This window comes from Allobosea psychrotolerans (assembly GCF_002917105.1).
Taxonomy (GTDB): Bacteria; Pseudomonadota; Alphaproteobacteria; order Rhizobiales; family Beijerinckiaceae; genus Allobosea; species Allobosea psychrotolerans.
In genome coordinates, this window is sequence record NZ_PQFZ01000001.1 from 433946 (window position 1) to 446893 (window position 12948).

Annotated in this window: 14 protein-coding genes; 9 read left to right on the plus strand and 5 right to left on the minus strand. The window is 67.1% G+C overall.

Annotated elements, in window-relative coordinates; translation table 11 throughout:
* The first annotated feature begins 79 nt into the window (after positions 1 to 79).
* The 8 genes from CYD53_RS02140 (at position 80) to CYD53_RS02175 (ending at position 7585) form a co-directional block, all read left to right on the plus strand.
* Positions 80 to 1966 carry a methyl-accepting chemotaxis protein gene (locus tag CYD53_RS02140; protein WP_103716460.1) on the plus strand — a complete coding sequence of 629 codons (1887 nt, stop codon included), beginning with the start codon at positions 80 to 82 and terminating at the stop codon, positions 1964 to 1966.
* 17 nt (positions 1967 to 1983) lie between these two features.
* Positions 1984 to 2829: a CheR family methyltransferase gene (locus tag CYD53_RS02145; protein WP_245928037.1), complete on the plus strand. Its 846-nt coding sequence runs from the start codon at positions 1984 to 1986 to the stop codon at positions 2827 to 2829.
* The gene (locus CYD53_RS02150) at positions 2826 to 3419 is read left to right on the plus strand and encodes a hypothetical protein (protein WP_092166983.1); all 594 of its coding nucleotides are present in this window, start codon (positions 2826 to 2828) and stop codon (positions 3417 to 3419) included. The genes CYD53_RS02145 and CYD53_RS02150 overlap by 4 nt, the downstream gene beginning before the upstream one ends.
* Entirely contained in the window at positions 3419 to 4504 is a 1086-nt protein-coding gene (gene cheB / locus CYD53_RS02155) for a chemotaxis-specific protein-glutamate methyltransferase CheB (RefSeq protein WP_103716461.1), read from the plus strand. Before CYD53_RS02150 ends, cheB begins: the two co-directional genes overlap by 1 nt.
* 10 nt (positions 4505 to 4514) lie before the next feature.
* Complete coding sequence (locus tag CYD53_RS02160; protein ID WP_069692553.1) at positions 4515 to 4904, plus strand: response regulator; 390 nt, start codon at positions 4515 to 4517, stop codon at positions 4902 to 4904.
* A 202-nt stretch (positions 4905 to 5106) separates the two neighbouring features.
* A complete protein-coding gene (locus tag CYD53_RS02165) occupies positions 5107 to 5676 on the plus strand; it encodes a glutathione peroxidase (protein WP_103716668.1) in 570 nt (189 codons plus the stop codon).
* 167 nt (positions 5677 to 5843) lie between these two features.
* Positions 5844 to 6773, plus strand: coding sequence for an N-carbamoyl-D-amino-acid hydrolase (locus tag CYD53_RS02170; protein ID WP_103716462.1), 930 nt, complete (start codon positions 5844 to 5846; stop codon positions 6771 to 6773).
* Positions 6774 to 6946: 173 nt separating this feature from the next.
* Complete coding sequence (locus tag CYD53_RS02175) at positions 6947 to 7585, plus strand: flavin reductase family protein (protein ID WP_103716463.1); 639 nt, start codon at positions 6947 to 6949, stop codon at positions 7583 to 7585.
* Positions 7586 to 7606: 21 nt separating this feature from the next.
* On the opposite strand, the gene mog is transcribed toward CYD53_RS02175, so the two are convergent.
* The 4 genes from mog to fliK form a co-directional block, all read right to left on the minus strand.
* Positions 7607 to 8152, minus strand: a complete 546-nt coding sequence (gene mog / locus CYD53_RS02180; protein WP_103716464.1) for a molybdopterin adenylyltransferase — start codon at positions 8150 to 8152, stop codon at positions 7607 to 7609.
* Positions 8153 to 8228: 76 nt separating this feature from the next.
* The gene (locus CYD53_RS02185; protein WP_103716465.1) at positions 8229 to 9359 is read right to left on the minus strand and encodes a GNAT family N-acetyltransferase; all 1131 of its coding nucleotides are present in this window, start codon (positions 9357 to 9359) and stop codon (positions 8229 to 8231) included.
* A complete protein-coding gene (locus CYD53_RS02190; RefSeq protein ID WP_103716466.1) occupies positions 9356 to 9649 on the minus strand; it encodes an EscU/YscU/HrcU family type III secretion system export apparatus switch protein in 294 nt (97 codons plus the stop codon). The genes CYD53_RS02185 and CYD53_RS02190 overlap by 4 nt, the downstream gene beginning before the upstream one ends.
* Entirely contained in the window at positions 9646 to 11175 is a 1530-nt protein-coding gene (gene fliK, locus CYD53_RS02195) for a flagellar hook-length control protein FliK (RefSeq protein ID WP_103716467.1), read from the minus strand. Before fliK ends, CYD53_RS02190 begins: the two co-directional genes overlap by 4 nt.
* 157 nt (positions 11176 to 11332) lie before the next feature.
* Here fliK and CYD53_RS02200 point away from each other — a divergent pair, with 157 nt between their 5' ends.
* Positions 11333 to 12343 (plus strand): aldo/keto reductase, encoded by a 1011-nt coding sequence (locus tag CYD53_RS02200; RefSeq protein ID WP_103716468.1) that lies wholly within the window; start codon positions 11333 to 11335, stop codon positions 12341 to 12343.
* A gap of 11 nt (positions 12344 to 12354) precedes the next feature.
* Here the strand turns inward: CYD53_RS02200 and CYD53_RS02205 are convergent, their stop codons facing one another.
* The gene (locus tag CYD53_RS02205) at positions 12355 to 12891 is read right to left on the minus strand and encodes an IS5 family transposase (protein WP_245928038.1); all 537 of its coding nucleotides are present in this window, start codon (positions 12889 to 12891) and stop codon (positions 12355 to 12357) included.
* Between the last annotated feature and the right edge of the window lie 57 nt (positions 12892 to 12948).

Sequence of the window (12948 nt, forward strand, 5' to 3'; positions counted from 1 at the left end):
CACTTCCGGAAAGGGTTGCGTTCAGCGTCAGGAAGCACCGCACACCACAGAACCGTACGCCAAGACAGAAACGATAAAAATGGGCAGTTCCCTCGGTTCCCTTTCCAGATTGTCGGTCAGGCTGCCGCTCATGGTCGTCGGCGCGGTCTTCATTGCAGGCGGAGCGGTCGGCGTCTGCGTCTGGCAGGTGGCAGGCGGCATGCTCGCCGCAGCGTCGCCCCAGATCCTGACATTGAGCATGGCCGCGCTCTGCGTCGTCGCTCTCTTCGGTTGGCTGCTCGCCTATCAGGCCCAGCGCCCGATCGCAGCGATGCGGGATGTTGCGGTGGCGATCGCCGAAGGTGAGGACACCGTGATCCCCGGATTGCAGCGCCGCGACGAGATCGGCGAGATCGGCCGTGCGCTCAAGACCATCCATGACAAGGCAATCGAATCCGCCCGCATCCGGGCCGCGCTCGATGGCTGCCGCACCAATGTCATGGTCTGCGATGCCGAGGACCGTGTCGTCTACGTCAACAGCTCGCTGCTCAAATTCTTCACCGGGGCGCAGGATGATTTCCGCATCGCCTTCCCGGGCTGCTCGGCCAAAGACATGCTCGGCAAGGTCATGGAGAGCGTGCGCAACCAGCCGGGCCTCGTTCATAGCGGCCAGGGTGCCATTCGCTTCGCGCTCGGCCGCCGCACCGTCTCGCTCTCGCTGACCTCCGTGATGCATGCCGACGGACGCCGCTTCGGCACCGCGGTCGAATGGCTCGAGCTCACTGACGAACTCGCGGCTTCGGCTGAGGTCGCCGACATGGTTGCAGCTGCCGCCGACGGAGATTTCTCGCGCCGCGTTCCGCTGGCCGGCAAGCCCGAGGCGCTGATGCGGATCGCCGAGGGCATCAACAGCATCAATGCTCTCGTCGAGGACGCGGTCGGCGAATTCGCCGGCGTGCTCGGCGGATTGTCCGAGGGCGACCTGACATCGCGCGTGCAGGGCGCCTATCACGGCCGCTTCGGCGAATTGAAGCAGAGCCTGAACGGCACGATGGAGCATCTCGCCCAGACCGTCGCGACGATCCAGGCGACAGCCGCCCATGTCTCGCGCGCTGCGCTCGAGATCAATGCCGGCGCCGGCGACCTTGCGCAGCGCACCGAGCAAACGGCCGTCAATCTCGAGGAAACGGCGGCGACGACGGAACAGCTCGCGGCCTCCGTCAAGCAGAGCGCGGCACGCTCGCGTGAGGCGACGGGCCTCGCCAGCGAGGCGATGGGCGTCGCCGAGGACGGCAAGGCCATCGTCTCCAGGACAGTGGGCGCGATCGAGCGGATCGAGGATTCGTCGGTCAAGATTTCCGAGATCGTCTCCGTCATCGAAGGCATCGCCTTCCAGACCAATCTGCTGGCGCTGAACGCAGCCGTCGAGGCGGCGCGAGCCGGCGACGCCGGCAAGGGGTTTGCAGTCGTGGCATCGGAAGTCCGCTCGCTCGCCCAGCGTTCCAGCCAGGCGGCCAAGGACATCAAGACCCTGATCGCGAGCTCGAACGAGCAGGTCGTGGAGGGCGTGCGGTTCGTACGCTCGACCGGCGAGGCGCTGGACCGGATCGTCACGGCTGCCGGCAAGGTCTCCGCGACCATCGTCGAGATTTCGTCGGCCACTGCCGAGCAGGCGCATGGCATCGGGGAAATGAGCCAGACCGTTGCGCATATGGACGAGACGACACAGGCGAACTCGGCGCTGGCCGAGCAGAGCGCGACCTCGGCCGCCGAACTCATGGAGCAGATCGCGACGCTGAAGAATCTCGTCGCGTTCTTCCAGACGGAGACGGCTCCGCGGTTCGGCGCAGTGCAGGTCAGGGCAGAGTCGGCGCATCTGCCGCGCCGTGTCGAGCTGCGCCGGTCGGAGCCGGCTGCGCCGCAGAAGATGGCGCTTCGTCGTCGCGTGGCAGGCGGCGGTCGCGCCGAGGAATGGTCGGAGTTCTAGTGTCAAGGTCCAACGCCATGCTCGTTCCCCAGGCCTTCGCCGACGCGACATTGACGCGCGACGACATGGGCTTCATCGCCAAGCTCGTCTACGAGCATGCCGGCATCGTCATCCGCGAGCACAAGGAGGCGATGACGCGCGGCCGGCTGGCGCGTCGCGTCAAGGCGCTCGGGCTGGGTTCGGTCGCCGAATACTGCGCTTTCCTGAAAACGCCGGGCGCCGTCTCCGAGATCCCCGAGCTGATCAATGCGGTGACGACCAACCACACCGCCTTCTTCCGCGAGCGGCATCATTTCGACCATCTGCGCAAGGATGTGCTGCCGAAATTGCTGCAGGAGCGCAGCGGGCGGCGCGGGCGTATCCGGATCTGGTCTTCGGCCTGTTCCTCGGGCGAGGAGCCTTACAGCATCGCGGCGACCTCGCGCGACGTGCTGGGCTCGCGCAGCGATGTCGACTTCCGCATCCTGGCGACCGACATCGACACCGACATCCTGGAGCGGGCGGAAGCGGGGCTCTATCCGAGCGAATTGTTCGAGCGGCTGCCGCCCGACGTCAAGCCGCTGCTCAAGCTTGAGGCTGCGGCCAGGGGCGAGGCACGGATCAGCGAGGATCTGCGCCGGCTGATCGCATTCAAGCGGCTCAATCTGATCGAGAAATGGCCGATGGGTGGGCCATTCGACGTGATCTTCTGCCGCAATGTCTTCATCTATTTCGACACCCAGACCAAGGCTTCGATCCTCGACCGCTTCGTGGCGCTGCTGGCGCCGGGCGGTTTCCTCTACCTTGGCCATTCGGAATCGCTCCCGCAGCCGCATCCCCAGCTCCGACTGATCGGTCGCACCATCTATGAGAGAACAGCATGAGCGTTGCCCGGGCCTCTCGTCGCTATTTCGACCCGCGCTTCGAGGCGACGATCATCACGGTCGCGCCTGGCGAGCACGAGATCACCGCCGCCAAGGACGAGATCGTGGCGACCGTGCTCGGCTCCTGCATCTCGGTGTGCATGCGTGATCCGCAGGCCGGGGTCGGCGGGCTGAACCATTTCCTGCTGCCGAAAAACAATGGCGGTTCGGACACCAATGCCGGTGAGCGCTATGGCGACACCGCCATGGAGGTCCTGATCAACGGCCTGCTCAAGCGCGGCGCCAGGCGCGGCAATCTCGAAGCCAAGGTCTTCGGCGGGGCGCGCGTGCTCTCGGGCGCGACGATGCTGGCGATCGGCGACGGCAACATCGCCTTCGTCACCGAATTTCTCGATCGCGAGGGCATTCCGGTGGTTTCGAAGGATGTCGGCGGCACGCGCTCGCGGCGCATCCATTACCAGCCCGCGACCGGGCGTGCCTGGGTGCAGCATGTCCAGCCCAGCGCCCGCAGCAGCGAGCACGAGCAGGAAGTCGCTTATCTCAATCGCCTCAAGACTCAACCCGTGGCTGGTGAAGTGGAGATCTGGTGATGAGCTCGCTGACCCCTCCCGGCGGCCTGGTGAAAGTCCTCGTCGTCGACGATTCCGTGCTGATGCAGAAGCTGATGACGCAGATCATCGATTCCGCGCCCGGCTTCAAGGTGATCGGCATCGCCGGCAGCGCCGAGGAAGGCTGGGACGCGATCCAGGAGTTGCGGCCCGACGTCCTGACGCTCGATCTTGAATTGCCAGGTCGCCACGGCCTCAAGCTGCTGGCGCGCGTGCTCAAGCAGGACCCGTTGCCGGTGCTGATCGTTTCCGCCTTCGGCGGCCCGGGCGCGGACAACACCATCCAGGCGCTGGAACTCGGCGCGATCGACTTCATCGAGAAGCCCGACGGCACGACGCATACGCTCGAAGGCTTCATGAAGCATCTGGTCGCGGCGCTGTCGCGCGCCTCGGCGAGCCGGCGCATGTTCGCAGCGCGGCGCGAGGTCGCGCCTGTGCGTCCGGTGCTGGCGCGCGAGCCGGCCCGCGGCGGGCGCACCTCGCTGATCGCGATCGGCGCCTCGACCGGCGGCGTGCCGGCCGTCCAGGTGGTGATGCGGGACCTTGCGCATCTGCGTATCCCGGTCGTCGTGGTGCAGCATATGCCCCCGGGCTACACCGCGAAATTCGCGGCGCGCCTGGCGACCGCGACGGGGCTCGATGTCCGCGAGGCGGCGGATGGCGACAAGCTGAAACCCGGCATGGCGGTGGTCGCGCCCGGTGGGCCGCGCCATCTCGAAATCGAGGAGCGCCGGGGCGAGCTCGTCTGCGTCCTGCGGGAAGGGCCGTTGGTCAGCGGCCACAGCCCATCCGTCGATGTGATGTTCCATTCGGTGGCACGCAGCCTCGGCCAGCATGCTGTCGGCATTCTGCTCACCGGGATGGGCCGCGATGGCGCTGACGGTTTGTTAGCCATGCGTAAAGCTGGTGCGGAGACGTTAATCCAAAGTGGGGAAACCTGTGTGGTAAACGGGATGCCGAAAGCGGCCTACGAGTTGGGAGCCGCCGACAGAGTGGTGCCGCTGGATCAGATCGGTGCCGCTGTCGGCAACCTGATCGGTGAGCGACCGCATTTGCGCACCGCGTGAGGAGAGCGTGATGAAGGCGAGAAGCGACTACAGGATCCTCGTGGTCGATGATCAGAAGAGCATGCGCGGACTCGCGACGTATTTTCTGAAGCAGATCGAATTCCAGGACATCGACGAGGCCGAGAACGCCCGCGAAGCCCTGATGAAGATGCAGAGCAAGCGCTATGATCTGCTGCTGCTCGACTGGAACATGGACGGCATGAGCGGCATCGATCTGCTGCGTGCGATCCGTTCGGTTCCAGAGCTGAACCAGATCAAGATCATCATGGCGACCTCCGAGCGCTCGGTCGACAAGATGGACGAGGCGACCACCAACGGCGCCGACCATTATGTGGTGAAGCCTTATGAGCTGCGCGACCTCGAAGTGCGCGTGAAGAAGGTTCTGTCGCTGAGTTCCTGAACCGGGCCGCCGCGCGGCTTGTCATCGGTTGCAGCGCCCCGGGCCGAGAGGCCGCGGGGCGCATCCGTATTGGGCTGTCGTGCGTAGACGCAGGAATAGAGCCTATCCTGGCCTCACTCTTTGATGAGAGACGGATTCAGATGTCAGATGGGATCACCGCATGATGCCATCCGACATCATCGGGCTCTACGGGAGATCGCATATGTCGCTGCTGCGCCGGGACGTTATGGGGCTGATCGCAGGTGTGGTTGCAGCGCCAGGTTTCATCATTTCGGCGGGCGCGCAGAGCCGGGCGAATGCCTATGGTTTTTCGTTTGACCAGCCAGGTGGCCGCCGGCTCGCATTGTCGGCCTATCGCGGTCGTCCGATCCTGATCGTCAATACGGCGACCCAATGCGGCTTTGCCGGGCAGTTCGCGACGCTGCAGCAGCTCTGGCAGCGCTATTCCGGACGCGGCTTGATGCTGATCGCAGTGCCGAGCAATGATTTCGGCGGGCAGGAGCCGCTGGAAGGCCAGGCGATCGCCGAGGCGGCGCTGCAGAACTATGGCGCGACCTATGCGTTCGCCGAGAAATGCAGCGTGCGCGGCTCAAATGCGCATCCGTTCTATCGCTGGGCTGCGGCGCAGCGCCCGGCCGAGACGCCGAGCTGGAATTTCCACAAATATCTGGTCGGCCGCGATGGCGAGCTGGTCGGCGGCTTTTCGAGCGGTACCGATCCGATCGGCCCGCAGCTCGTGCGTGCGATCGGCCAGGAATTGCAGGCGACCTAAGCAAAGCACAAGCTCGGTCCAGGGGTGCTTGGCATCGTTTTCGCTTGGCCCCCTTGCGTCGCGCCGCCTTGGCGCAAGCGCGCGTCGGCGCAAGGATGGCGCCGTCATCGCGATCCCGACGCAACTCCTCCGGCAAAGCCTGCCTGCATTTCCGATACCGAGGTTCCATGTCCCGTATCCTGACCGTCGCCGCCGCCCAGCTCGGGCCGATCCAGAAAGCCGAGGGCCGCGACATCGTCGTCGCCCGGATGATCGCCCTGATGGATGAAGCCAAGGCGAAAGGCGCCGAACTGATCGTCTATCCGGAACTGGCGCTGACCACCTTCTTCCCACGCTGGCATCACGAGGATCGGGCCGAGGCTGACCATTGGTTCGAGACCGCGATGCCGAACCCGGCGGTGCAGCCGCTGTTCGACCGGGCGCGTGAGCACGGCATGGGGATGAGCTTCGGCTATGCCGAGCTCACGCCGGAAGGCCGGCATTTCAACACCTCGATCCTGGTCGATCGCGAAGGCACGATCGTCGGCAAATACCGCAAGATCCATCTGCCGGGCCATGTCGAGTTCGATCCCGAGCGCGCGCATCAGCATCTCGAGAAGCGCTATTTCGAGCCGGGCGATCTCGGCTTTCCGGTCTGGCGGATGATGGGCGGGCTGATGGGCATGATGATCTGCAACGACCGGCGCTGGCCCGAGAGCTATCGGGTCATGGGCCTTCAGGGCGTCGAGATGGTGGTGCTGGGCTTCAACACGCCGTCGGTCAATTCGCAGAAGGCCGGCGAGGGCATGGCGCAGCGGCTGTTCCATCACAGGCTCTCGGTCCAGGCCGGGGCCTATCAGAATGCGACCTGGGTCGTCGCTGTCGCCAAGGCCGGCGACGAGGACGGCCATCACTGCATGGGCGGTACGCTGATCGTGAATCCCGATGGCGAGATCGTAGCCGAGCTGGTGGGCGAGGCGGATGGCGTCATCGTCCATGCTTGCGACCTCGACGACACCCGCTTCGGCAAGGAGACGATCTTCGACTTCAAGCGCCATCGCCGCATCGAGCATTACGGACCGATCACGGCGCAGGTCGGCGTGATCGAGCCGGAGTGAGGCTCGCCCCTCATTCCGTTTCCTCGCGTCATCCTGGGCGACCGGAGGCCGTCCCGGGACCCATCGTTGAGCGCTGAGCTCCACAATGGATCCCGGCGCTCCGCTTCGCTTCGACCGGGATGACGACGCGGTGACGACTAATCCCTTCCATGGCATTTCGACCGGATCGCTGAATGACCGACTTCACCGCCGCCTTCGCCGATCTCGAGCCGCGTGAGCGCTATAAATTGCTCTGCGCCAGCGTGACGCCGCGCCCGATCGCTCTCGTCACCTGCGTTTCGCCCGAAGGCGTCGTCAACGCGGCGCCGTTCAGCTTCTTCAACGTCTTCTCGGAAGATCCGGCCCTGGTGGTGCTCGGCCTGCAGCATGGGCCCGGCAACCGCCCCAAGGATACGACCCGCCACATCGCGGCCGCTGGCGAATTCGTCGTCAATCTGGTCGACGAGGGATTGGCGGAAGCGATGAACATCTGCGCCATCGACTTCCCGCCCGAGGTCAGCGAGATCAACGCGGCGGGGCTTTCGCTGCTGCCGGGCGTCAGCGTCGCCGTGCCGCGCATTGCGGAAGCGCCCTTCGCGTTGGAATGCCGCAAGCAGGTTTCGCTCGCCTTCAGCCCGACGCGGGAATTGCTGGTCGGTGAGGTCGTCCGCATCCATGCCCGCGCGGGGCTCGTCGACCCCAAGACGCTGCGGGTCAGCATGAGCGACTACAAGCCGGTGGGCCGCATGTTCGGCGACGGCTATTCGCGCCAGAACGACCGCTTCGACCTCAGGCGCGACAACTATGCCGGCTGGCTGACGAAGCGGGGCTGAGCGGCGTCACGTCACGGCACGTCACGTCTTGGGCTTCTGCCCCGGCCGGAAGGCTACGATCACCGCGGGGTCGGTCTCCAGATAGGGGCCCTCGATCAGGTCGATGCAGTAGGGGATCGCCGGCATCACCGCGTCGAGGCATTCGCCGATGGCGCGCGGGCGGCCGGGCAGGTTGACGATCAGCGCCTTGCCGCGAATGCCGGCGGTCTGGCGCGACAGGATCGCGGTCGGCACCTTGGCGAGGCTGACCTGGCGCATCAATTCGCCGAAACCCGGCATCGGCTTCTCGATGACGTCCTCGGTCGCCTCGGGCGTGACGTCGCGCGGAGCGGGGCCGGTGCCGCCGGTGGTGACGATCAGGCAGCAGCCCTCCTCGTCGGCCAATGCCTTCAGCGTGTCGGCGATCAGCTTGCGGTCGTCGGGGATGACGCGGGTGACAGGCGTCCAAGGGCTCGTCAGCGCCCTGGCGAGATAGGCCTCGATGGCGGGGCCGCCCTCATCGGCATAGATGCCGGCCGAAGCACGGTCGGAAACCGTGACGATGCCGATCCTGATATCCGTGCTCATGTCCTGAAATCCCGGCGTGGCGCTGCGAGGCAGATGTGACCGATCGGCGCCGCGCGGGCTACCGAAAAAGACGGGCTCAGCCCTTGAGGCGCTTGCGCAGCCGGCGCAGCGCCTGGCGCGCATGCGCTGCCAGCTCGGGCAGACCCGGCCGGCGGCTGCCGAGGGTGACGATCGCGTGACCCATCTCGCGCCGCTCGCCCCAGACATAGGTTCCGGCATCGACGTCGTCGCCTGCGCCGCTGTCGAAGACGACAGGGGGCGTGCCGGCGAAATCGGCCTGGAGCATGGCGATGGTGAGCGCCCGCCCGGGCGAGAGCCTGCTTCGGCTCTCGTCATAGGCGATCTTGAGGAAATGCCGCGTGCCGGCGCTCTCGATCAGCAGGCCCATGGCGATCGGTTCGCCGTCCAGTCGCAAGCTATCGACCTGCAGGGCGTCCTGCGCCGCGAAACCGGCGACGAGCTGGCGGAAATAGGCCGTGTCGCGCGGCCGCCGCGCGATCGCGGTGCCGGCCTCGCCCTTCCAGCCGGCGGCTTCGAGGGCGAGGAAGGCGTCGAAGCTGTTTTGCGCGGCCTCGCCCCGCTCGCGCCGGAACGCGGCCTCGCCCGCCTTGGTGACGGCGCGAAACTGCTGCATGCGCTTCTTGTAGCTCTGTCCCAGCGCGCGCCTGAGATAGCGTTCGGCGTCGTCATCGGCCTCCGGCAGCAACATCGGCCGGCTCCAGCGCTCATGGATGGCGAGCCTGCTGCCCGTGCTGCGAAAGGCCTCGGAGAGTACGGCGTGGCAGGCCCCTTCAAGCGGCAGCAGCGGCAGCACCAGCGTCTTGGGCAGGTCGCCCGAGGCCAGGATATGACGGAGCATGGCCTCCGCCGCGTCGTTGGCGAGGTCGCGATCGAGAACCGGAATTGAGGAGACCTCGTAAAGCGGCAGCAGCGGCGCGACGAGCACGGGGGCAAAGCCGCTGCGCCAGTCGCGCTTCCGATGCAAGGCCCAGAGGCCGGCGAGACGCTCGGAGCCCAGCGCCTCGCTTTGCCAGGCGGAAAGCACGATGATCCTGTCGTCGGGTACGAGCAGGCGCGCGGCGGCGATGGCGGCCGGCGCCATATGCGGGTTGGCGGCGAGCGCACGCAGGCTCAGCTCGGTGAAGGCGGCGCTGCGCTCGACATAATCCGCAGGGCGGATGCGCCTGACGACGATCGTGGCGTTCAAGGCGAGATGCCGTCGCGCCGCACGTGCTTCATCTCGCCGCGCAGCGACAGCACGAAGGCGATGACCTGGGCGGCGGCGCGGTAGAGCTCTTCGGGGATCTGGTCGTCAAGCTCGACGGCCGAGAGCGCCTGAGCCAGCACGGCGTTCTCCTCGACGGCGACGCCGTGCTCCCGGCCGGTCTCGATGATGCGCTGGGCCAGCTCGCCCCGGCCCTTGGCGGTGACGCGCGGCGCGCCTTGCCCATCATATTCGAGCGCGACGGCGATCTGGCGAGGCGAGGGGGCGGTCATGACATCCGGTCCAGGAACTGGCCGGCGGTCGGCTGCATCACGCGCGGCTGGCCGGTATGGATGTCGATGGCGCCATTCTCGAACTGCGCATCGACGAGCGCCGCCTCCAGCCCGGGAGCGGCGCCGCGCAGCAGCCGGCTGGTCTCCTCGCGCTCGGCCCAGAGCGTGACGCCGACGCTGCGCCCCTGCAGCGTGACCACGCCCTGCAACGGGCCCATCGGTTCGACATCGAGCGCGAAGCGGATGCGCCAGAGCGGCGCCTCGACGCCGTTGGGGCCGCGGCGGGGCGGCTCCTTCTCGATATGAAGCGGCAGGACGGCCGCGCCGGACTGGAAGGCGAGAGGGATCTCGGTCAGCCAGCGCGGGGCTTGGTTCTGGTCGGACCGCGCGCCGTCCAGCGGCAGCGAGGCGAATTGCGAAAGCGTGACGCGGTCGAGGGCCGCGTCGGTCTGCTCCAGCAGAGTTTGCGCGATCGTCAGCGGCTTTTCGCCTGCCGCGAGGGTCGGCTCCGCGATCGGCTGCAGTGCGAGCGGGCCGTCGCGGCGCGGCGGCGCGGGTTTTGCTGTCGCGGTCGATGCGCCGGCCGTCTGAGGCGAAAGCAGCAGTGCGGCTTGCGGCTTGCCGGCCGGCGTCGGCACGAAACGCTCGATCACGGCAGCGAGGGCGTCGCGCAGCGTCACCAGGCTCGCCTTGAGGTCGGCCTGCGGCGGTACGGGCTGGCTCGTGGCTTGGCTTGTCGTGGCTTGGCTCGCCGCGGCTTGACGGCTCTCCATGAACAGACCGGAGCGCTGGACGGCGTCCTTCAGGACCTCCGCCCCGAGCGGCTTGCGCTCGACAGGAACGGCCTGGGCCAGAACGCGCTCGATCAGGGTCAGCAGCGGCTTGGGCAAGGTGAGCGCGACCGAGCCTTCGGAGATGCTGCGCAGATTGGCGAAGAGCGGCGCGAGACCGTCCTGATTGGCCAGCACCGGCCCGAGCAGAGGCCCGGCAATGGTGCGAGGCGAGGGGGCGGCGTTGGCCTGCGACGGAGCCGGCTGGGAGGCGGCAGCCGGGCGCGGAGCATCGGCTGTCGTCGCGACCTGCAGGAGCGAACTCGGCTGGAGAGGGGCCGATACGCGCGGAGGCTCGGCCGGGGAAGTCGTTGCCGGGGAGGCAGCCGGTGTCGGATTGGGAGCAGCAGCCTGGCCGGCCTGTGGGTTGGACTGCGGTGTCGTGGGTGCCGTGCTGGCCGGAGCGGGCGGACGCGTCTCGATCAAGGTCGCGCGGAGGCTTCCGCCTTGCTCTTCGGCGGCGTCGATTCTGAGCAGCAGAGTCGCTCCGGGGAGCAGAGCCGCCTGCTTCGCTTCCGGGCCGGCGAGTACGAGCGATATCCTGGTGTCGCCGATGAGGGCCGTCGCCAGGCCGTTGCCGTCAAGCGTCAGCAGCTTGGCCTCGACCGTCTGGCCCGGCGCGAGTTCGGCCGCGGGCGCAAGCGCCTGCAGCAGAGTGGCGAGGTTCTGGCTCTGGATGAGCTGGGCGAGATTCATCGAGGTGAGGCCATGGCAGCGAGGTCAAGACCTTGACATGAAAGGTTAAGTATTTTGTTGCGCGCAGGATTTGGCGGGCGAGCCCTGCGCGGGGCGCGCTGGTGCGCGGCGCGAGGCTGGGGCAGGGTCTCAGCCCGGAACTCTGGGAGTCTGATCCATGGAATATCGCCAGCTCGGCCGCTCCGGCCTCAAGGTCTCGCCTTTGTGCCTGGGCACGATGATGTTCGGAGGCGCGACGAGCGAGCTCGATTCGCGTGCGATCATCGATCATGCGCGCGAAGCCGGCATCAATTTCATCGACACGGCCGATGTCTACAATGAAGGCCGTTCCGAAGAGGTGACGGGCCGCGCCATCGCCGCGCAGCGTCATGACTGGGTGCTGGCGACCAAGGTCGCCAACCAGATGGGGACAGGGCCCAACCGGGTCGGGCTCTCGCGCAAATGGCTGATGCAGGCCTGCGAGGACAGTCTGCGCCGGCTCGGCACCGATTTCATCGATGTCTACTATCTGCACAAGGAAGACCATGCGACGCCGCTGGCCGAGACCGTGCGCGCCCTCGGCGACCTCGTCGCCCAGGGCAAGATCAGGCATTTCGGCGTCTCGAATTACCGCTCCTGGCGGCTCGCCGAGATCTGCCGGCTCTGCGACGATTTCGGCATCGACCGGCCGGTCGTCAGCCAGCCCTATTACAACGCGATGAACCGCATGCCCGAGGTCGAGCATCTGCCGGCCTGCGGCTTCTACGGGCTCGGCGTCGCCTCCTATTCGCCGCTGGCGCGCGGCGTGTTGACCGGGAAATACGAGCCCGGCCAGGCGCCGCAACAAGGCACGCGCGCGGCACGCGGCGACAAGCGCATCCTGCAGACGGAGTGGCGCGAGGAGAGCCTCGTCATCGCCCAGACGATCAAGGCGCATGCGCAGGCGCGCGGCATGACGCCGATCCAGTTCGCAGTGCGCTGGGTCTTGAACAATGCCTTCCTCACCGCCGCGATCGCCGGGCCGCGCACGCTGGAGCAGTGGCAGGCCTATCTCGCGGCGCTGGATGTCGGGTTCACCGCCGAGGACGAGGCGCTGGTGGATGGGCTCGTGCCCGCCGGCCATCCCTCGACGCCGGGCTATAGCGACCCGGCCTATCCGCTCGAGGGCCGCAAGGCGCTGACGGGCTGATCAGGCGGCGGCTAGGGCGCGGACTCAATTGAGCGCAACCATAGCCTTGCTGATGCGAGGGCAACGGCCGCGAGGAAGTTGGCTGCGTGTTTCTCGAAGCGCGTGGCGATGCGGCGGAACTGCTTGATTTTGCAGAAGAACCGCTCGATCAGATTGCGGCGTCGGGAGAGGTCCGGCGGGACGGTGCGTTGCTGGCGGACCCGGCTCTGGGTCGGGATATGGGCCTGGCCACCACGTGCGGCGACCCGCTCGACCAGGGCGAGGCTGTCGTAGCCGCTATCGGCAACCACTGTGCCGGGCGGCAGCGCATCCAGCAGCGCCGGGCCCGCCGTCTTGTCGGAGGCCCGGCCGGGTGTGATGTGCAGGCGGACCGGCAGGCCGTCCTGATCGACGACGGCGTGGATTTTCGTGCTCGGTCCGCCACGAGAACGGCCAAGGGCGTGATCCTCGCCCCCTTCTTTCCACCGGCGGCGTGCTGGTGGGCCCGGACGATGGAACTGTCGATCAACTGCGGCGACTGCGGCAACAATAGCTCGACCAGCCGCCACTCCTCGTCACCCAGATCGTACCGCGCCATGAGAGCCTCCCGCCTGCGGCGGACGTGA